Genomic DNA, 21,457 nt, shown 5'->3' on the forward strand with positions numbered 1-21,457 from the left:
TGTTAAGTGGAATTCCTAATATAGCTCATGAGTAGATCAAATCTAAATTCTAACGTCTAAAATCTAAAATTCAAAATCTGTTCAAATCCGCTTAGATCTGATCCATCTGTGAGAACCTTGTAATTTTTGTCACAGAAAAGCTCACTGAAAAATTAGACTTTTGAATTATCACCTAATTTGGGGAAGTCTATGGTTGTACTTGCAGCATGGATTTTCCTGAAAAGGTATTAAATTCAATTAAAATCATTAACAACACCCACGTATGAACCTAACCAAACGATCATTTCTCAAAAAACTAGGTGCACTGAGTGCAGGAACAGGATTGATAGGCGCAGGAGCATTGCAATCTTCTTGCAGTAAAAGTACTGATAGTTTGACAGTTTCAGGAGAAATGGATCCACCTGCTGCATTTAAAGTCACCATTTTTCAAACCACCGATGTGCATTGTCAGATTCATCCTCACGATGAACTGTATTGGGAGAATGGAGAAAAAGTCTTTAAAAAAGCTGGAGGCTATGCCAATATGCATGCCTTTATTCAACAGCAACGAGCACAAGCAGCGCATTCGTTTTTGGTAGATACAGGGGATATGTTTCAGGGATCTATGCTTTCTGTCAAAACCAAAGGCGAAGCGATAGTACCCATTTTGAACGCTATGTCTTATGATTTGTATTCGCCTGGCAACTGGGAGGTTGTGTACAATAAAAAGCCCATGCAGAAACTCATGGGTGCTTTGACAGCAGGGAAAGTTTGTGCCAATATGTACCATGATTTGGGTAATGGAGAGCGTGGAGAATTGATTTTTCCTCCCTACCATATCTGGACCGTGAATGGGGTGAAGTTTGGTTTTATTGGATACAATGATCATTTGGTTCCAAGAAGACAGTCTCCAGGATACAGCGAAGGAATTATTTTCACCAGACCAGAAGCTAACTTAGCGCATTATGTAGATGTATTGAGAAATCAGGAAGGATGTGCTTTTGTAGCGATTATGTCTCATATCGGACTTTCTCAAGAAATAGCACTTTCAAATAATCCAGCTTGTGAAGGGGTAGATTATATTTTGGGAGCGGACACCCATGAACGTGTTCGCAAGCCAATTCAAGGAAAATATGCTAAGGTAGTCCAACCAGGAGCTTTTGGGTCATTTGTGGGAAAATTGGAGTTGCAGATAAAAGATGGAAAAGTTGTTGGTGAGACTTACGAATTATTGGATGTCTTGGCGGATGCCATTGAGCCTTCCTCTCGGATTAGTAGAATTGTGGAGGAAGTAGAAAAACCATTTAAGGAGGAAATCAATCAGGTTGTTGGATACAGTACCATCCCGCTTTACAGGTATTTCGTTATCGAAAACCCTATTGACACCATGGTAGTGGATGCCGTGAAATGGCAGTTGCCTGATGTTGATATTGCTTTGTCCAATGGCTTCCGATTTTGCCCACCAAATGTCACTCCGGATGAAACTGGCAATATTCCAATTACTAGAGGCTTTATCTACGATATGTTGCCTGTTGATTCTATCGTACGCACAGGTGAAGTAACGGGTCAGCAACTGATGGATTGGATGGAAGTGGAGTTAAATAATGTGTTTGCAGAAGATGCTAATAGACGATTTGGCGGTTGGGTGACCAAATTCAAGGGTATGAAAATTACCTTTAATGCTTTTGGTGAAGCTGGTCAACGTGTACAGTCTATGCTTATCAAGGGCGAACCGATAAATTTGAATAAAACCTATACAATATCTGCTTGCGAACGAGAAGGCGATCCTGCGGATATGATTTGCCGCATGAGTAATGTGAAAAATGTAAAAAATACCGAATACACTTTGCATGGAGTAATGTTGGCCTATTTAAAAGAAAATTCGCCCGTAACTCCAACTCCAAGAGGAGATGCGCGTGCATTGGATGCTCCAGCTACCTTGCTTTCCCAAGTGACTGGAGTGGATTATGAGTTTCATTGATGCATATAATTTCTCTATCTAAAGCGGCTTTCTAAAAAATAAAAATTCAGTTTTGTAGCCCAAGCAAATTACTGATTTAGGTTTTATCCTTTGTGGCTTAGTGCTTTTGTGGTAAAAAATGCCACGAAGGCTCTAAGGCACAAAGCCTCATATCATATAGTTTAAAGTGTATTTTGATTGATATGCTGAAGGGAAAGTTTCCTGGATGTTGAAATAATTGATCCTCCTATTTTTGATATCTTTTTAATCTGAAAATCCAGAGTTTTCCAGTTTTGATTTTTTTACATTATCTTTTGTATTTAAAATCAAGACATTATGATACAACAATTGACCCAGAAATTTACCATCGCCTTTGTTCTTTTATTTTCTTTTTGGGCATGTACCAGTAAGGTTGATGTTATCCCCAGTGCTTCCGTGGATGGCTTTAGTTTATTGGAGGCCTACGTGATGGCAGATGACCCCGCTTTTTCCTATGAATTGGTGTATTCTACCAGCAGCGAGACCTATGATTACCATGTGGTACGCATGGTGTCCCAAACATGGTTGACTGCTGAGGAAGTCAATGAAACGGAGTGGTGGCATTATGTTTCTTTCGTAGTTCCCAAAAATACCAGTTTTGAAACAGGGTTTTTGTGGATTGGGGGAGGAGCGATAGAATCACCTTTGCCAGAAGAACCCAACCCGATTATTTTGGAAGTAGCCCTTCGTACGAATTCGGTGGCTGCGGAAATTCATAACGTCCCTTTTCAGCCACTCACATTTTTGGATGATGACAAGGGGCCACGCTATGAGGATGATATCATTGCGTATGGTTGGCGGAAATTTATGGAAGGAGGAGCGAAGGATGAGGATGCCAGGTGGTTGCTTCGGCTACCTATGACCAAAGCTGCCAAGTTGGCTATGGATGTGGTAGTGGAAGTAGTGGAGGAGAAGTACGAACTTCCATTGAATCATTTTGTGGTGTCTGGTGCGTCCAAAAGAGGCTGGACAACCTGGACTACCGCTGCTGTTGATAAGCGGGTGGTAGCCATGGCGCCTATTGTAATTGATCTTTTGAATTTGGAGGAATCATTTCAGCACCATTGGAGGAACTATGGGTATTGGGCTCCGGCGGTCACTTCTTATGTCAATGAGGATATCATGGATTGGCAAGGTTCCATGGAGTTTGAGCGCTTACTTTCTATTACAGAACCCTATGCTTTCAAGGAGAAATTTGCCGATATTCCCAAGCTAATTGTCAATGCAGCTGGTGATGAATTTTTTCAGCCGGATAGTTGGAAGTTTTACTGGGATGAGTTGCCCGGTGAAAAGCACTTGATGTATGTGCCCAATTATGGACATGATTTACGTAATTCGGACGCCTTAGCAAATGTATTATCTTTCTATGCCTCTATTTTGAATCAATCCTCGAGACCTACCTATGAGTGGGCTATCAAGGATAATTCCATTTTGCTGCAAACTGACCCCAATCAAAAGCCAGTCTCCATCAAGTTATGGTCGGCGACTAACGAAGAGGAACGTAATTTTATGATTGATCGCTTTGGACCTCATTGGTCAGCTTCTGAGGTCTTGATCAATGAAAGTGGTCGCTACGAAATTCAGATTCCTACACCTGAAAAAGGCTATACAGGATATTTCGTAGAAGTCACCTACCCAGGTCAGATTCCTATAAAAATTACCAGCGGGGTAGAAGTTTTACCAAGGGAATATCCCTTTGAATCGTATGTTCCGTCCAAAGCTTTGGGGACTCCTCGAGAGTAGCCCAAATTTTTGCATGATTCTTTACCAATTAACCCTTATTTTATCCGATTAGCAGGGCTGATTTTGAAGAAGCCTTTGTGGGTTGTACCTTCGGATATACCTAATTTGATACGCTATGAGAAAAATTTACCTTTTGGGTTTCCTCTTGTTTTCGCTGTATTGGCAGCAGGCAGTGGCCCAACAAATCCCCACTCCAAAAGAGCACTTTGGTTTCGAAATAGGAGATGATTATAAATTAGTGACATTTACGGATATGGATGCTTATTTCCGTAAAGTTTCCGCCCTTTCCGATCGGGTACAATATGTAGAAATCGGTGAAACAGAAATGGGCAAGCAAATGCCGATGATGATCATCACTTCTCCTAAAAACCATCAAAATTTAGCCCGATACAAAGAGATTTCTCAAAAATTGGGTAGGGCAGAGGTTACCCCTGAAGAAGCCAAAGCGTTGGTAGCCGAAGGAAAACCTGTAATTTGGATTGATGGAGGTTTGCACAGCACAGAGACTGTGGCTTCCCACCAATTGATTCCTACGTTTTATGAGCTAGTTAGCAGCAATGATCCGGAGGTACTACGCTTTTTGGATGATCTGATCATCCTCATGTTGCAGGTAAATCCTGATGGTCAGGATATCGTAACAGATTGGTACATGGGGCCAAATGATGTGACCAAGCGAAATATGAATACTCCCTACATGTATCAAAAATATGTAGGGCACGACAATAACCGTGATTTTTTCATGAACAATATGAAGGAAACTACGAATGTTTCCCGTCAGATGTATATAGAGTGGATTCCTCAAATTGTGTTTAATCACCACCAAACATCCCCTGCAGGTACAGTCGTGGCAGGCCCTCCTTATCGTGATCCTTTCAACCATGTCTTTGATCCCTTAATTATGACTTCGTTGGATGGTGTTGGTTCTGCGATGATCAACAGGCTAAATGCAGAGAATAAGCCGGGGTATACCCGTTTGGGAGGTTCTGTTTTCTCTTCCTGGTGGAATGGTGGATTGAGAACCACTCCTTATTTTCATAACATTATCGGGATTTTGACCGAAACTACCGGTGGTCCGACACCTTCATCCATTCCTTTAGTACCTGAACGCTTGATTCCTACCCATGCGACTCCTTTTCCGATCGAGCCGCAGCCATGGAACTTCAAACGTTCAATTGATTACTCGGTTTCCATGAATATGGCAGTATTGGATTATGCGAGTAGAAACGCGGATGCCTTGTTGATGAACATTTACACCATGGGTAAGAATGCCATTGATCGAGGGAATATGGACCATTGGACGAAGTACCCGAAAAGAGCAGCGGCTGTTCAAGAAGCGTTCAATAGAAGCCGTCAGCAAAGACAGGCCGATGATCCTGAAGCTGCCTTTTATGGTATGAGAAGTGGATTACCGGTGCAGTTTTTCGACTCTGTGTATAGAAATCCGGAATTGCGTGATCCTAGAGGGTTTATTTTACCGGCTAATCAGGCGGATTTTCCTACAGCTACTCGCTTTGTGAATGCCTTGATTAAATCAGGTGTTCAGGTACATAAAGCTACTGCTGCTTTCACTGTTAATGGGAAGCAATATCCAGCAGGTTCGTATGTGGTCAAATCAGCTCAGGCTTTCCGTCCACATGTGTTGGATATGTTTGAACCCCAAGATCACCCCAATGATTTTGAATATCCGGGAGGGCCTCCTAAAAGACCGTACGATGCAGCAGGTTGGAGTTTAGCCCTGCAAATGGGCGTTGAATTCGATCGTATTCTAGAAGGATTTGATGGGCCATTTGAAGCCATCGCCTATGGTGAAGTGCAGTCGTTTACGCCTACACGGGTTCCTGCTGGATCAGGCTTTTTGATTGATGTTCGAGGAAATAATGCCTTTATAGCTGTTAATGATTTGTTAAAGGCGGGTGTAAGTGTTTCCAGAACTACCACTGCCCATGCAGGTTTGCCGGCTGGAAGCTTCTTTGTCAGTGGCAATAGGGCGGCGGTTGAAAAAGCTGCGACTGCTTATGGAATCCATGTAGTGTCAGCTTCAAGGCCATCCGGTATGGTTGCGATCAAACCTGCCCGAGTTGCTCTCTTTGACCATTATGGAGGCTCTATGCCATCAGGATGGGTTCGTTGGATGCTCGAGCAATATAACTTTGCCTTCAATGTGGTCTATCCTAAAGAATTGGATGCGGGGAATTTGAAGGCGAAATACGATGTCATTTTATTCATTGGTGCGGGATCTCCGGGAACAGTCAGAAACTGGGGTGGTGCTGTGAGAGAAGAAGACGTCGCAGCAGAATATCATGCTTTGATTGGAAATGTGACCAAAGAGAAAACCGTACCTGCTTTAAAAGCATTTATGGAAGCAGGAGGTTCTATCGTTGCAGTTGGAGCTTCTACTGCTTTTGCGTATGAATTCCAGTTGCCGGTTAGTAATGCCTTGGTAGAGAAGTTACCTGATGGCCGTGAACGAGCATTGAGTGGTGATAAGTATTACATTCCTGGAAGTATACTGAAAGCTCATTTGGATGGCGCACATGCAGCCAACTGGGGCATGGGAGACTCAGCTAATATGGTGTTTAATAATAGCCCAGTATTCAATCTCGCACCAAATGCCTTGCTTCAAGGTGTGAAACCTTTGGCTTGGTTTGGAACAGAGTCTCCACTAGTGTCCGGTTGGGCATGGGGTGAAGGATACCTAAGAAATGGGGTAGTTGCTTTTGAAGCACCGGTTGGAAAAGGGAAATTCTATGCTTTCGGTCCAGAAATCACCTTCCGAGCACAAGCACACAATACGTTTAAGATGTTGTTTAATCAGCTGTATGTGAAGTAGTTGAAAGTGAATAGTTGATTGAGTGACTAGTGATTAGTTGATTGAGTGAGTAGTGAGGGGAGGTGGAAGTCCTTAATCCTCTTAATTCCTTACTAGTTTTCCTCCTTTGACACTCTTCACTTAGTAAATGATTAGTGACTAGTTGATTGAGTGATTAGTGTTGGGAGGTGGAAGTCCTTAATCCTCTTAATTCCTTAATGGTTTTCCTCCTTTGACACTCTTCACTTGGGATCTTGCTTCTTGGTTCTTGTCTTCCCGATTCTCGGGACAGGCTTTGATTCTTAGAACATTGTCTTTAATCCACGCTTAGTGATAAATTAGGCCCGGCAGGTTTTAAAAATCAGCCGGGTTTTTCTTTTTAAAATAATATTCAATTAATTTTTTGCTGACGAAAGTCATGGTTTGAGATGATATGTTAAAGGTAAGATACAAATAGACCTGTTTAACTTTGGAAGACAACCAATTCTCAAGATGATGAAATACGCTATCCTTTTTTTATTCTTAATAAACTCTTGTTCTGAAAAAACGATTTCCAATGAAGAAATTTTGGCTAGGTATAATACCGTAGAGGCAAAAGCGTTCATCAATCCTTTCAGTTTTGAAGCGGATCCGATGGAAAGATTACTTCTGGTAAATTTTGAAAAGGATCCCGATGAGCACTATGTTGGTTTAGAACCTCAATTTTTCAATGATTCTATCAATGGAGTGGGTTTGCTGGTGATCGCTTGGAGAAAGGATATGCATATTGATGTATATCATGCAAAAAGTCTAAATCCAAACCTGGCAAAATTTAACATAGCAGGAAAAGGACTGGGTGATATGGTAGCAGTAGATTTCCAAGAGGATTTGTTTGAAATTACTGATCATGGAGTTCAGGTAGCAATCAATTTTATGGATAAATGGGGAAGAGCGATTGCCATCCATTTAAGAGAGAGTAATTCGAAATCGAGAAAGCCATTTGGCTTGTTGGCTCCAATGGGAGATGCTGCTATCAATCCTTCTTCCATGCCTTTAGTATGGCTGGAGGATTTTTATTTCATCAGGCGAAAAGCCACTGAGCAGCAGGTGTCTATTGATGGAGAAGAAAGAAAGCTAGATAAGTTACCCATACCTATGGATGGAACTTGGATGTATTTTGCAAGATATTCGGAAAATCCATGGATTCTGATGTTAAATCCTGATCAGCATGGGAATGAGCTAAAACCCCAAGAACATCATGCGTTAGAATTAATACTGCGTAATGGACAAGAGGAGCTGAAAAGTTTGGTTTTTTATAATGGTGAAAAGCAAGTTAGGTTAGCTTTTGAACCCTCTTTTCCAAATATTTTAGCCATGGAACTGGGTTCCACAGCCAAAGGTACTTTCTCTTTAGAGCCACACCACAAAGGCTTGGGAATGATAGCAGGGAACTATGAAGTGAACAAATCCTCAACCGATGCAATGATTAAACTAAATCCCTCAAAAGGATGGATTCCAAATCCTGACAGGTGGGAACTGAAGTTTCTGTACAAAGTCGGGAATGTGTTTAAAGACTGGCCCATCAACTACGAGTGGGATGCTCGAATTGATTTTTCGATGGACACACCCATAATTTATTCAACCTGGCAAAAGAGATAAGCATCAATGAAACACTATCCCATTCAATAATTGTTCTGCCGAGAGCGCTGAATCATTTTCGGGTGCAGAGTCCCAGAAACTTTCTAGATTTTTGGTAAAAAGTCCTTGATTGGTAGCTGCAAAAACTTTTCCTTGGAATTTTTGAAGAGCAAACAATTGAGAAAAGTTGATCCCTTCGGAATTCAATAATCTGATTTTAAATAGTTCAGGATCTAAGCTGTCGAAATTCTCAACTTCCGATAAAATAGATGATCCTGATAACCATATTGCTAAGCGGTCCTCATGAATAAAGAATTCGATTAAACTGTTAAAGGTAACCCTCAGCTCCAAGTCATCTATGCTACCGCTAGGTGATATGAAAAGATTTCTAAATGTCTTCACGAGTAATCTTCTATCAGATGTGAATACATGTCCGTAGTAGGGGGCGAAATTACCGTTGGCATCCTTTAATTCAAACGGAGTGGTATTTCCGTCAGGGTCAACAAAGAAATTTTGATTGATTGTAGAAACCAGCCATCCATCTTGAAAAGCGTCTATCTGCTGAATTATATTTAATCCTTCAATTGTGGAGTTTTCAACGGCTGGTGGAGTAATCTTGATTACAGTTGTGTCAGGGACTACTCCAACAAAATTTGTATTATTCTCGATGTCAAACAGATAAATAGCCCTTTCAAATGTCTCTCCAATCAAATCAACAGCAGCTAATAATTTCCCATTATTGATATCGAAATTTTTTAATCGATTTGGAAGTGAGGATACTTTTGCTCTGCCTCCTAGTACTTTTATCAGGCGATTTAAATCAAGAAGCCCCACACCTCCATTGCCTTGATTTCGGAAAATGTAAAATCCAAATAGATTCCGGTCTACTGCACCAATGTATTGTTTGGTTAAACTTTGTCGGAATTCCATTTGATTTGGTCGTGCACAGCATAGTTGATTTACATCCATGTCAGGGTTAATGAATCCCGGATTACTTACATGACTAAAAAACAATTGATTATCAATTACTTTGATGTTGTTTACAATGGAACTCCGAAAGTTGAAGTGTGGGTCTCCAAATCGTTCAAACTTTTCAAGTTCTATGATTGGTTCTGCTGGATTTTCAGGCTCTTGGCAGGATGAAACTATTCCGAGAATTAAAAGTAAAATAATTGGGTAGTTGGCTTTCATTTGACTTTAAAATTTTTTGAATTTAAATATGAAAAAAATAGTTGGATTTACAACTGTATTTATTGTTAAGTTTTAGTTACCAAAATCGAGGGTATAAAAAAAAAATCATAGTGCCATTAGGTTCCTAGTCCAATTATTTCATTAGTGTCCTAATTTTTAATTTTCTCTTGAGGTATGAAAAACAGCCTAAAAAGATCTCACCAAGCCCAACTTGCTGTTCCTCGTAGTAATCGATTGCTTCCTGAATATCGATGATAGCCCTATTGTCAATAAAAATAGTTTACAATTAGTGAGATGTAACCCAAGCTTCACTTCATAAAATACTTACCAAGCCAATTTTTGGGTGTTTAATGTAAAAGGTTTTTGCCCAAAATCGGATCTACCAATGTTCCACGCAATTTGCTTTGATTAGCTACTAAGATGTCCCAAGGCTCCATCCGAGGCTCATCAGATAAATCAAAGGTGCCATAGTGCATAGGGATGAAGTAGGAGCCACCTAAACTATTGAACGCTTCGATAGCATCCATAGGGCTGATATGGGCTTGGTTCATAAACCACTCAGGACGGAAAGCACCCACGCCCATCAGGCAATAATCAGGTTGTCCCATAACTTGTCTGATATCCTCGAAATGTGGGCCAAAACCTGAATCCCCCATGAAGTAAATGCTTGTATCTTCAGATTGAATCCAAAAACCACCCCAAAGATTTTCATTCAGATCCCAAAGCCAACGTCTCGACCAGTGCCTTGACGGAACATAGACAATTTGTAGGGAACTATCCGATGTATTGTATTCTTGAAACCATCCAGCTTCCTGAATACGGCCAAAATCTCCCCACTTTCCAATCACATCACCTACTTTCAATCCTGTCAATACCTCTACACCAGGCTGTAATTTCAATAGCTTTTGAATAGTAGCTTTGTCGATATGATCCCGATGGTTATGAGATAGTAACAAATAATCAATTGTAGGAAGGTCTTCAACCTGGAGTACCTCAGGAGATTCTCTTTTTAAAAACGTGTTCTTTTCTAAGAAAGGGTCAATTAATAACACTTTTCCTTTTACCTGAATCAAATAGCTGGCATGCCCCAACCAAATGAGGTAGTCTTCTTGGGATGTGAGGATAGCTGGGTCAAAATCCTTTCTTAAGCGTCTTTCTTCATTTTTCTTTGCATCCTTCAATGGGTTTTTTGATAACTGCCATTTGATGAGGTCAGAAAAACTATCCTCAAAGGGTTGATATAAATTAACGAAATTACCTTTGGCATCCATTGGTGTGCCTTTCCAAGTAGTAGGGACTGTAGGCACGGTTCGTAATGTTGTGTTTTCGATGTACTCGATTTGTTCATCTATGCTTTGATTCATCATTGCTAGAATAAGAATGGTAGGTATAAGCGTGAAAAAAGCAATGGCTCTCTTTTTTGGTTTTGTTTTCATGTGTATCACAACTTGGATCTCCTGACTCGAGGGAATTTCTTTGCTCTAGGTACGTATATCCTCTGTGAGGGTTTATGATGAACTTCCTGTCCACAGGATTGTTTGTTGCAAAATATTTTGAAAGATTAGGTCCATATTTCAGAATATTCCTTCTGTATTTAGTGTTAAATTTTGAGATTGAAATAAGTTTTTGGTAAAAAGGTTTGAAAACCATCGAAAAAATCTCCTTATTTCTTAAAAAAATGTAGACATGAGTAGTAGAAGAAATTTTATTCGAAACGTGGCATTGGGATCAACACTAGTAGCAATGCCACATGTAACCTTTGCGGGTAGGTCCGAGCAACCTATGATTCATCAAGTCTTTTTTTGGTTAAATCAGGAGGTGGATGTACAGGAATTTATCCAAGAAGCTCAAATACTTTCCCGGATTGATACAGTAAAGCGGTTTTACATAGGTACACCTGCTGCTACTGTAGAGCGAGACGTTATTGATAGTTCATATTCCATTGCATGCACATTTTTTTTTGATAGTGTGGCAGATGAACAAAAATACCAAGTGGACCCTCAGCATCTTGCTTTTATTGAAAGAAACAGTAACAAATGGAGTAAAGTTGTTGTTTATGATTTTACGATTTAATCTATTCCTGAAATATTTACGTATTTAAAGAAAAATAATTCCGTGGTATGAAGCTTATGAAATTATGGTCAGTTTGGGTTTTACTAATAGTTACATTGTTTGCATGTAACTTAGGAGATGAAACTCCAGTGCTCAGTGAAGAAGATCAGGTAAAAGAAGCGATTTTTGAATCCATGCAAGAGTGGTATTATTGGAGCAACTTACTCCCTGCAAGAATTAATCCTTCTGATTTCAATTCCAATAGGGAGCTATTGGACTTTCTTGTATTCGACTCTTTGGATAGATTTACAACATTTACCACTCAAGAACAGCGATCGAATTTAATTGTTGGGAATGTTACTGGGGTCCATGGTTTCCGTTTGGCTTTCAATCAGGAGGATAGGGCATTCATTGCTTCTGTCATAAAATCTGGACCTGCTGGCCAAGACGGATGGCAAAGAGGTTGGGAGATAATTGAAGTTAATGGTCGAACTATTCCATCTTTTAGAAATTCTAGTGGAGGATTCACAATAGATTTGGGACCAAATGAAGTTGGGGTAACAAACACTTTTAAGTTTAGACTCCAAGATGGTTCTGAGACAACTAGAACTATACCAAAAGCAGCTTTCACCGCAACTTCTGTAGCTCATGAAGAAATCATTGAAATGGGTGGAAAAAAAATTGGATATTGGGTGTATGAAAATTTCAGAGCTTCTCAAGGAACAGGTAACAGAAGAAGTTTTGAAGTTGAACAATCATTTTCCAGATTCCAAAATGAAAATATCAACGAGTTAATAATTGATTTAAGGTATAATGGTGGTGGTCTGGTTAGTATAGCAGAGCAATTGCTTAATTATATCGTCCCTTCCTCAGCAAATGGACAAATAATGTACACTTACAGGTGGGGGCCGAATCAGACACAAAGAAATGAATCGGAAAGATTTTCTAAAGTGGGTTCTTTAAATTTAAATAGAATTGTCTTTATTACCTCCCGTTCATCAGCCTCTGCATCCGAACTTGTGATTAATAGTTTGCGTCCTTTCATGGATGTTGTAATTGTTGGTGATAACACTTTTGGAAAGCCTGTAGGCTCAATAGGAGTTGGAGGTAATAACAGAGTTCTCGTAGCTAACAATATTTTGATTGAGATGATAACCTTTTCTATTGCCAACGCCGCTGGAGAAGCTGATTATTTTGAGGGATTTGAGCCTGCGATAAGAGCGGGTGATGATTTGACCCGTAATTGGGGAGATCCTCGAGAATTCAGATTAGCAGCAGCATTGAATTTAATTACCGAAGGTTCAGTTAGCGGTAGATTGAAGGATACGTATTACAGACCTTCATGGCATATGCATGAGCAGTTTAAAGGTTTGGAACAAGAATATTTTATGTATTAAGATTTAAGCGGGTTTAGGCCCGCTTTTTTTATGTCATTAATTGGAGTTTGCTGTAATCTTCAATCAATGTGTTATGCCCTGATTCTAATTCTAACCGTTGTATTTGAGGGATTTTGGAACTGAATTTTTCGAGATTCTCCGATGTGACCATTTTGTCATATTTCCCTGTCACCAAAGTGATAGGAGTTTTGCTTAGTTTTAGTTGCTGGATAATTGTACCTAGTTCAGGTTGCAAGGTTTTAAAAACATTCCAAGTGAAATAGACTTGTGCCCGCATCGTACGAGTCTGCATTTGAGATTTTACAAATTTGATAAAACTGGATTCCAATAATCCCAAACGATATAGGATATCCATGATCTTGAAAAATCGCTCAGGATGGAATACTACATGCTTGAATAAGCGATTGAAAATCCCGGGAAAGGTGGCCATATTGTACCAAAATCCTGTTTTAATTCCATCAGGAGCCATCAACAACAAGGACTGTACATAGTTTGGGAATAATTCGTAACTCACTAAGCTAAACTTTCCTCCCATGCTGTATCCTACTAAGTGGAACTTTTCAAAATTTTCCTGTTGCATCAATTGCAAAAAAATTGATCTCCAGATTTCCTTGGTTAATTTTTGGTCTACGCTATTCCAACTACTCTGCCCATGATAAAATATATCGATAACAAGAAAAGTTTCATCGGCTTTTCTAAGAGGTAAAAATGACTGATAAGCTTTGCTACTTTGACCAAAACCGTGGAATAGCAAATAGATGTTTTTCCCGTTGCCATGTTTGTAGTAAACCAAGTCACCAAAACTTGTCTGTAGAAATAAGGTTTTCATGATTCAAAATTAAAGGAATTATTTCATTTTCATAGTGAAATTTATCTAATAAATATTGTGTATACATGGAATTTAATTTGGTTAAATTCGTTTTTTAGTTATTTTTCGATCATGTTATGAAGGCTAATTTTTGTTTTTCAGAAATTTTTTTTGAAAAAAACTTAAGAAACTTTGAACTCACGTATAGTTTCCTGAGTTTAATTTTTCAAATTTGCACCCGAATGGAGACCAAAGAAAAAATAATAGAAACTGCCGAAGACTTGTTTATGAAGTTTGGAGTCAGGTCGGTTACCATGGATGATATCGCAAGACAAGCGGGTATTTCAAAAAAAACGATTTATCAGGAGTTTGCAGATAAAAACCAATTGGTATTTGAGACCTTTTCCCAAGCCTTGGAAAAAGATAAGTGTAGGCTAGAAGAGTATCCAGGAATCGATCAGGGAGTGATTTCCCATATGGTCGGTATGAGTGCTTATATCCGTAAGCGATTTGCCGATTTTAATCCTCTCGTAATGAATGAAATCCAACGGTATTTTCCCCAATGTTGGCAATTGTTTGAAGATTTCAAGCAGGAGTTTGTCTTCAAAGAGATTGTGGAAGTTTTGGATAAGGGAAAAGAAGAAGGTGTTTTCAGAGCGGAAATCAATTCTGAAATTTTGGCTTACCTACGGATGGAACAAATGGATAGCTTATTTGATCCGATCAAATTCCCTCCTTCAAAATTTAATTTAATTGAATTGCACCTGGAAGTATTCGAACACTTCCTCTATGGCATATTAACAGAATCAGGAAAACAAGCATATCTAAACCAAAAACACACCATCGCATGAAAACCGTGATAAAAGGGCTTGCAATAACCTTGTTGTTGCTTTTCCAACTTGTCAGTCCTCCACAACTATCGGCTCAAAACACCGTGGTTTTTACCCTTGAGGAGGCTATATCCTATGCCTTGCAAAACAACCCAGATGCCAAAAATGCAGCCTTGGAGTTGTTGGCATCGAAGGCAATTATTCGTCAAAACTTGGCATCGGGTTTACCGCAAATCAACGGTACGCTTGATTTTACATACAACGCCGCTATTCCTGTAATCTTTCTACCTAATATTGAAGGAACTCCATTTTTTGACCCAAATAATTCAGCAGATGTTGTAGAATTAAGGTTTGGGGTTGATTTTCAATCTGGATTAGGAGTGAGGGTAGATCAGATGATATTTGATGGGTCCTATTTTGTGGGCTTGAAGGCAGCCAAGACATTGAATATTTTGACAGCGTTTGATAAGGAGAAGGCTGAAATTGATGTTCGTGAGACTATCAAAAAAGCGTATTTCACAGTCTTGGTCAATGATGAGCGCAGACGCATTTTTGAGGTTAATTTGGAGAGAGTTGAAACGTTGTTGAGAGAAACTGAAGCACTTTACGAAGCTGGTTTCGTTGAAAAAATTGATGTCAGTAGAACCAAAGTTCAGCGGAATAACCTAAAAACTGAATTGGATAAAATTGTAGCTGCTACTGCAATCAGCGTGGAGGTATTAAAGTTACAAATGGGACTTCCAACAGATTATATACTCGAAGTGGCAGAAACTATCCGAGATTTCAATAATCTAGCCGAGGTGACAGAGCTCCTGACTGCTGACATGACCCGGAGAGTAGAATTGGATCAGTTGAAGACGAATATGGATTTGACCCGTTTGGATCTAAAAAATAATCAAATCCAATACATGCCTAATTTGAATGCTTTCTTGACTTACAACCGATCAGGTGCTTCTTTGGCTTTACCAGAGCTGTATAGAAATGATTGGTTTACGGCTGCCTTTATAGGTTTCAACCTAAGTATTCCAATTTTTGATGGCTTTTCCAAAGCTGCACGTATTCAGCAAAATAGAGTGCAATTGAGGCAGTTAGAGAATCAGCAGAACTTCCTTAAGCGCTCTTTCGAAGTAGAGGTTTACCAGGCTAAAGTGAATTTGAGAAATTCAGTTGCTTCTCTACAGTTACAAGCAGAAAATATGGAGCTCGCTTTAGAGGTATTTGAAATGGCAAAAATCAAATTCCAAGAAGGAGTGGGGTCCAACCTCGAAGTGGTAGATGCCGATTCTGCGCTCAAAGAAGCCGAAACAAACTATTTCGCAGCGCTATATGATGCCTTAATTGCTAAAGTGGATTTGGAAAAGGCACTTGGACTATTATAATGAAAACTAACACAAGCATTTACACCAACAGATATATGAAAACCTATTCATCACTTATTTTGATACTACTGACAGTGGTAGCTTTCTCTTGCGGGAAAAAAGATGAGCTCACTGTAAAGAAAGATGAGTTAGCATCCTTGAAAAAAGATGCCAATGAGCTTCGATTAAAAATTGAAGCTTTGGAAAAGGAAATTTCTTTGCTAGACCCTGAGTTTGGTCTTGCCAATAGAAAAGCAGTATTAATTTCTACCATTCAGCCTACCGTTGGAAAATTTGAAAACTATGTAGAGGTAGCTGGTTCGGTCCTTTCCAAGAAAAACGTGAATATCTCAGGAGAGGTATCGGGAAGAGTGACAGAAGTGATTGCTATTGAAGGGATGCAGGTGGCTAAAGGTCAAGTAATGGCCCGAATCGACTCTGAGTCCATCCAGAGAAATATGGAAGAAGTTCAAAAGCAATTGGAGCTTGCCACTATTGTATTCGAAAAGCAAGAGCGCTTGTGGAATCAGCAGATTGGTACAGAGTTACAGTTTTTGGAAGCAAAAAACAGAAAAGAGACATTGGAAAAAAACTTGGCATCTCTACGCACCCAGGAGTCTAGAACCTTGGTCAGAGCACCATTCAATGGAACAGTGGAGTCCGTACAAGTTCGTTTGGGTGAATTGGTACAGCCAGGGTCTCCTATGTTCCAATTTGTAGGCGTGAGCGAATTGTATGTGGAAGCAGATGTTTCCGAGCGCTACATAGGAGTGATTAGCAGAGGTGATTCTGTGGAGATTTCTTTCCCATCTATCAATGAGTCTTTTAGAACGAAAGTATCAGCCGTGGGTTCTATCATCAATCCAAACAATCGTACCTTCAAAGTCGAGGTCTTTTTGCCTAATCTTCCTAACGTAAAGCCAAATATGGTTTCAGTATTGAAAATCAAGGATTACGAGGTGGATGAAGCTGTCAAAGTTCCTAATTATTTGATTTTGCAGGATAACAGAGGTGAATATGTATTTATCGTAGAAGATGGCTTGAGTAAAAAACGCTATATCAAGCGTGGAAGAACGTATAAAGACCGCTCTGAAATCGTGGAAGGATTGACGGGGACAGAAACCTTGGTTGATAAGGGATTCAGAGAGGTAGGTGATAATTTTTCAGTAACCATTGCAGCTTAAGTAAACATGTCTCAAGAAAACCAACCCAAGAAAGTCGTCCGTGAGTTTGGGCTGAGCTCGCTTTCGGTAGACAATCAGACCTCTGTGGTCATTTTGGCAGTCATCATTACCGTGTTGGGAATTTTGGCTTATCGCACCATGCCCAAAGAGTCATTTCCTGAGATTGTGATTCCTACAGTCTACGTAGGTACAGCCTATCCTGGTAATTCTCCTGTGGATATGGAGAATTTGATTACACGTCCGATTGAAAAGGAACTGAAGTCTATCAATAACATCAAAAATATTAAATCCACATCCGTTCAGGATTTCTCTTCTGTGGTGGTGGAGTTTAATCCAGGTGTTGAAATTTCCAAAGCGATTCAGGATGTGAAAGATGCAGTGGATAAGGCTAAAAGTGAATTGCCAACTGATTTGGATCAGGATCCTGATGTGATTGAAGTGAATACTTCTGATTTCCCAATCATGAACGTGAACCTTTCGGGAAATTACACAGAAGAAGAGTTGAAGAAATTTGGGGAGTATTTGGAAGATGAAATCGAAAAGCTTCCAGAAATCTCCAAGGCTGAACTTCGTGGTACTGTAGAGCGGGAAATCAGAATTGATGCAGATATTTTCAAAATGGAGGCCTTAGGAGTTTCCTTTTCGGATATCTCAGAAGCTGTTTCCCAAGAAAATGTAACCATTTCCGGGGGTAATATTTTGGATGGGGAGTTTAGACGATCGCTTCGTATCACGGGAGAGTTTACGGATCCAAGTGAATTGAATGGCATTATTGTCAAAACAGAGAACCAAAAAATTGTTTACTTGGAGGATGTGGCAGAAGTTCGGGATACCTACAAAGAACGCGAGTCATATGCCCGTAGCAATAAGCTTCCTGTGGTCACGGTAAATGTGGTCAAAAGAAGTGGAGAAAACTTACTAGATGCTGCTGACAAGATTAAAGGAATCATAGAAAATGCAAAAGCCAATCGATTTCCGCCAGACCTGGAAGTAAGCATTACCAATGATCAGTCCAAAAATACCCGTTCCCAGGTCAATGACTTGGAAAACTCCATCATCTTCGGGGTAATTCTCGTGGTATTGGTCTTGATGTTCTTCTTGGGTTTTAGAAATGCCTTATTCGTAGGGATTGCTATTCCGCTTTCCATGTTTATTTCATTCTTGGTTCTGAATTCTTTTGGCATTACGCTCAACTTGATGGTATTGTTTGCCTTGATTTTGGCTTTGGGGATGTTGGTGGATAATGGAATTGTGGTAGTAGAAAATATCTACCGTTTGATGCAGGAAGGCTTAAGCCCCATCCGTGCAGCAAAAGAAGGGGTAGGAGAGGTTGCTTGGCCAATCATTACATCTACAGCTACAACATTGGCAGCTTTTATGCCATTGGCTTTTTGGGATGATATCATTGGAGAGTTTATGAAGTACTTGCCTATCACCTTGATCATCGTATTATCATCCTCCTTATTTGTTGCTTTGGTCGTGAATCCTGTTCTAACATCATTGTTTATGAAAATACAAGATGTGGAATCAGTTAAACCCAAAACGAAAAATCTAATTGTAGCAGTTGTTTTCGGGGTGATGTCGATTATCAGTTTCTTGGCAGGTTCGATCACTTTCGGGAATTTATTTGGTATTGTAGCGATTCTGACGGTATTCAATGTGTATGCCTTAAGACCTGCCATCCGCTGGTTCCAAAATGTATTTTTGGTCAGATTAGAAAACTTGTATGAGAGTACCTTGAAGTTTGCTCTGAGGGGCTACAATCCTTATTTCTTCTTTGCAGGCGTTAATTTATTGTTGGTTTTATCCATTGTGCTATTGGGTGTAAGAGCTCCGAAAGTGCTGTTTTTCCCTGATAATCAACCTGCTCTTGTCAATGTGTTTATTGAGAATCCTATTGGTACGGATACAGAGGCTACCAATGCATTTATGTTGGGTATGGAGGATGAGTTGTTACAATTGATGGAGCCTTACAGCGATGTGGTGGAGTCTATCATTTCTCAGGTTGGACAAGGTACGGGTGATCAGTCTGAAGGCCCAAGCACAGCCAATACTCCACATAAAGCAAAAGTGACAATCAGTTTTGTGGAGTATCAGTACAGACAGGGTGTAAACACGAATAAAATCATGGAAGAAATCCGTGCCATGGTGGAAAAATATCCTGGGGTGTTGATTACGGTTGATAAACAACGTAACGGTCCTCCGGTAGGCAAGCCAATCAATATTGAGGTGAGTGGAGAGGATTTTGAAAAATTGATTTTGTTTGAAAATCAGTTCAGAGAAGCCTTGGTATCAGCTAATATCCCAGGTATTGAAGAGTTGAAATCCGATCTGGAGTTGGGAAGTCCAGAAGTGATTCTGAAGATTGACCGTGAAAAAGCACGAAGATTTGGTTTGTCTACTTCTCAAATCGCCAGTGAACTGCGTACAGCTTTATTTGGTCAGGAAGTTTCCAAATACAAGGAAGGTGAAGATGATTATCCTATTCAGTTGAGACTGAAAGATGAATATCGCTATGATTTAGCTTCATTGGTCAATAAAAAAATCAACTTTAGAGATAAGTTGGGTAACAAAAAAGAAGTGCCGATTTCAGCAGTTGCGGACTTGGAATATGGGTCTACTTTTGGTTCGGTCAAAAGGAAAGATCTGAATAAAGTGATCACGATTTTCTCCAATGTCTTGGACGGTTTCAATCCAACGGAAATTAATAATGAGTTGAAGCAATTGGTGGCTAATTATTCCATACCAGATGGCATCAATGTTAAGTTTACAGGAGAACAAGAAGAGCAAGCTAAATCAACTGCGTTCTTATTGAGAGCCCTATTTATCGCTGTTTCGGTTATCTTCTTGATCATTGTTGCACAATTTAACTCTGTAACTACTCCATTCATTATCATGGCTTCTGTAGTCTTGAGTACTATCGGTGTATTCCTTGGTTTGGTTATTTTCAATATGGACTTTGTCGTGATTATGACCGGTATCGGGATTATTTCCTTGGCAGGGGTAGTGGTTAATAATGCCATTGTTTTGATTGACTACACCAATTTGGTGAGGGAGCGTAGACGAGAAGAATTGGGTATCAAAGAAGGAGAGTACCTTTCCTATGATGAGTTGCTCAGCAGTATTGTGCAAGGTGGGAAAACCCGTTTAAGACCCGTGTTGCTGACAGCGATTACCACTGTCTTGGGTTTGATTCCATTGGCAATCGGGATGAATATCAACTTTGCGACATTGCTCAGTCAATTTGACCCACAGTTCTACATTGGTGGGGATAATGCAGACTTCTGGGGGCCAATGGCATGGACTGTAATATTTGGTCTAACCTTTGCAACCTTCCTTACGTTAGTTATCGTACCTGTCATGTATTTGTTGGCGGATAAACTGAATATGCTTTTTCGCAAATTAAAATAACATGATTTAATAAAGGTTGGTGGTTTTTAATTGTTTAAACCCTTGGGTAAATAACCCAAGGGTTTTTTATTAAGTGTTAGGTGATTTTATACTTTATCAAACTGTTCCAAAAGGGTTTTTTGACTACTTTTGAGAACAATTTGTACAACTATTATGAATGATTTGAAGTGGTATGTGCTGTACACAACTTCCCGTGCAGAGAAAAAAGTAGCTCAAAGACTAAGAGAAAAAGGTTTGGAGGTCTATCTGCCCATTATTGAAGAGTTGCGTCAATGGTCAGATAGAAAGAAAAAAGTTCAAAAGGCATTATTTAATGGATATCTATTTGTCAAAACCTCCAGAGCTAATTTATGGGAGTCCCTTCAGGTACCTGGAGCGGTGAAATTTGTGCATTTTGCGGGGGAACACGCTACAGTACGTGAAGAAGAAATTGAGACTATTCAGCGTATTTTGGAAACAGGTGTCGCTGTAGAAACAGAGTCTGGAGAAATTGAAAAAGGGCAGCAGGTGAAAATTGTTGGTGGGGCTTTGGAAGGAATGGAAGGGGAGTGTATCAACAAAGGAAATAAAGACTATTTCATTATCCGCATCCCAGGAATTGCCCAAAATATGTTGGTGAATATCCCTCGTAAGTTTTTACAGGTTATGGCTTAATATTCCCAAATTCCTTTGGGGACGATTTCTAGTACGTGCCCAAAAGGATCTTCAAAATAAGACAGAAGTGCCGCATCGGAAGAAGATATGCCTTCCTTCTACTTTAGAAATTACAGGCATTTCTAGGACGTCTCCATAGAAATCCTCTGCCACATCCAAGTCGGAAATGTACAGGCAAACTTCTTTTATTTGTGTGAATTTCATCAAATTAAGCTAACAAATAAAGCAGGTTTGTCCAATCAAATTTGCTTGAGTATGCATCTTTGAGTTTAAATGGTTAATTTTTTAGTTGCTTTGGTGAAACTTAATTTTTAAATTTAAAACACTAGTGTCCGACTAAAGTCGGCCATTAGTGAAAATTGTTTGAAAGGAATAAATATAGCTACTCTTTCTGTTATGAATGAAAAGTAAGCCCCTATGTTGGA

The 21,457-nt window shown here is 39.7% G+C and carries 15 protein-coding genes; 11 read left to right on the forward strand and 4 right to left on the reverse strand.

Annotated elements, in window-relative coordinates; genetic code table 11:
- The first annotated feature begins 262 nt into the window (after nt 1–262).
- The 4 genes from IE080_RS13210 (at nt 263) to IE080_RS13225 (ending at nt 8,168) form a co-directional block, all read left to right on the forward strand.
- Entirely contained in the window at nt 263–1,960 is a 1,698-nt protein-coding gene (locus IE080_RS13210) for a bifunctional metallophosphatase/5'-nucleotidase (RefSeq protein WP_189583367.1), read from the forward strand.
- A 315-nt stretch (nt 1,961–2,275) separates the two neighbouring features.
- The gene (locus IE080_RS13215) at nt 2,276–3,721 is read left to right on the forward strand and encodes a PhoPQ-activated pathogenicity-related family protein (protein WP_189583369.1); all 1,446 of its coding nucleotides are present in this window, start codon (nt 2,276–2,278) and stop codon (nt 3,719–3,721) included.
- 115 nt (nt 3,722–3,836) lie between these two features.
- Complete coding sequence (locus tag IE080_RS13220; protein WP_189583371.1) at nt 3,837–6,551, forward strand: M14 family metallopeptidase; 2,715 nt, start codon at nt 3,837–3,839, stop codon at nt 6,549–6,551.
- Nucleotides 6,552–7,022: 471 nt separating this feature from the next.
- Nucleotides 7,023–8,168, forward strand: a complete 1,146-nt coding sequence (locus tag IE080_RS13225; RefSeq protein ID WP_189583373.1) for a hypothetical protein — start codon at nt 7,023–7,025, stop codon at nt 8,166–8,168.
- 3 nt (nt 8,169–8,171) lie between these two features.
- On the opposite strand, the gene IE080_RS13230 is transcribed toward IE080_RS13225, so the two are convergent.
- Together IE080_RS13230 and IE080_RS13235 are read right to left on the reverse strand one after the other, a co-directional pair.
- Complete coding sequence (locus IE080_RS13230; RefSeq protein WP_189583375.1) at nt 8,172–9,338, reverse strand: hypothetical protein; 1,167 nt, start codon at nt 9,336–9,338, stop codon at nt 8,172–8,174.
- A gap of 347 nt (nt 9,339–9,685) precedes the next feature.
- A complete protein-coding gene (locus IE080_RS13235; protein WP_229800635.1) occupies nt 9,686–10,774 on the reverse strand; it encodes an MBL fold metallo-hydrolase in 1,089 nt (362 codons plus the stop codon).
- A gap of 250 nt (nt 10,775–11,024) precedes the next feature.
- Between IE080_RS13235 and IE080_RS13240 the strand changes: the two genes are divergently transcribed.
- The gene (locus tag IE080_RS13240) at nt 11,025–11,411 is read left to right on the forward strand and encodes a Dabb family protein (protein WP_189583377.1); all 387 of its coding nucleotides are present in this window, start codon (nt 11,025–11,027) and stop codon (nt 11,409–11,411) included.
- 47 nt (nt 11,412–11,458) lie between these two features.
- On the forward strand, nt 11,459–12,787 hold the full coding sequence (locus tag IE080_RS13245; protein ID WP_189583380.1) for a S41 family peptidase: 1,329 nt from the start codon (nt 11,459–11,461) through the stop codon (nt 12,785–12,787).
- A 28-nt stretch (nt 12,788–12,815) separates the two neighbouring features.
- Here IE080_RS13245 and IE080_RS13250 read toward each other — a convergent pair whose 3' ends face one another.
- On the reverse strand, nt 12,816–13,616 hold the full coding sequence (locus IE080_RS13250) for an alpha/beta fold hydrolase (RefSeq protein WP_189583382.1): 801 nt from the start codon (nt 13,614–13,616) through the stop codon (nt 12,816–12,818).
- Nucleotides 13,617–13,837: 221 nt separating this feature from the next.
- Here IE080_RS13250 and IE080_RS13255 point away from each other — a divergent pair, with 221 nt between their 5' ends.
- The 5 genes from IE080_RS13255 (at nt 13,838) to IE080_RS13275 (ending at nt 21,032) form a co-directional block, all read left to right on the forward strand.
- Complete coding sequence (locus tag IE080_RS13255; protein WP_189583384.1) at nt 13,838–14,446, forward strand: TetR/AcrR family transcriptional regulator; 609 nt, start codon at nt 13,838–13,840, stop codon at nt 14,444–14,446.
- Complete coding sequence (locus IE080_RS13260; protein WP_189583386.1) at nt 14,443–15,804, forward strand: TolC family protein; 1,362 nt, start codon at nt 14,443–14,445, stop codon at nt 15,802–15,804. The genes IE080_RS13255 and IE080_RS13260 overlap by 4 nt, the downstream gene beginning before the upstream one ends.
- Before the next feature lie 35 nt (nt 15,805–15,839).
- Nucleotides 15,840–16,967, forward strand: coding sequence for an efflux RND transporter periplasmic adaptor subunit (locus IE080_RS13265; RefSeq protein ID WP_189583388.1), 1,128 nt, complete (start codon nt 15,840–15,842; stop codon nt 16,965–16,967).
- A 6-nt stretch (nt 16,968–16,973) separates the two neighbouring features.
- Nucleotides 16,974–20,378: an efflux RND transporter permease subunit gene (locus IE080_RS13270; RefSeq protein ID WP_189583390.1), complete on the forward strand. Its 3,405-nt coding sequence runs from the start codon at nt 16,974–16,976 to the stop codon at nt 20,376–20,378.
- Between the two features lie 153 nt (nt 20,379–20,531).
- Nucleotides 20,532–21,032, forward strand: a complete 501-nt coding sequence (locus IE080_RS13275; RefSeq protein WP_189583393.1) for a UpxY family transcription antiterminator — start codon at nt 20,532–20,534, stop codon at nt 21,030–21,032.
- Between the two features lie 51 nt (nt 21,033–21,083).
- Here IE080_RS13275 and IE080_RS13280 read toward each other — a convergent pair whose 3' ends face one another.
- Nucleotides 21,084–21,236, reverse strand: a complete 153-nt coding sequence (locus IE080_RS13280) for a VOC family protein (protein WP_373295135.1) — start codon at nt 21,234–21,236, stop codon at nt 21,084–21,086.
- Nucleotides 21,237–21,457: the final 221 nt, after the last annotated feature.

Origin of the sequence: Mongoliitalea lutea, from assembly GCF_014652135.1 — a bacterium.
Lineage (GTDB): Bacteria > Bacteroidota > Bacteroidia > Cytophagales > Cyclobacteriaceae > Mongoliitalea > Mongoliitalea lutea.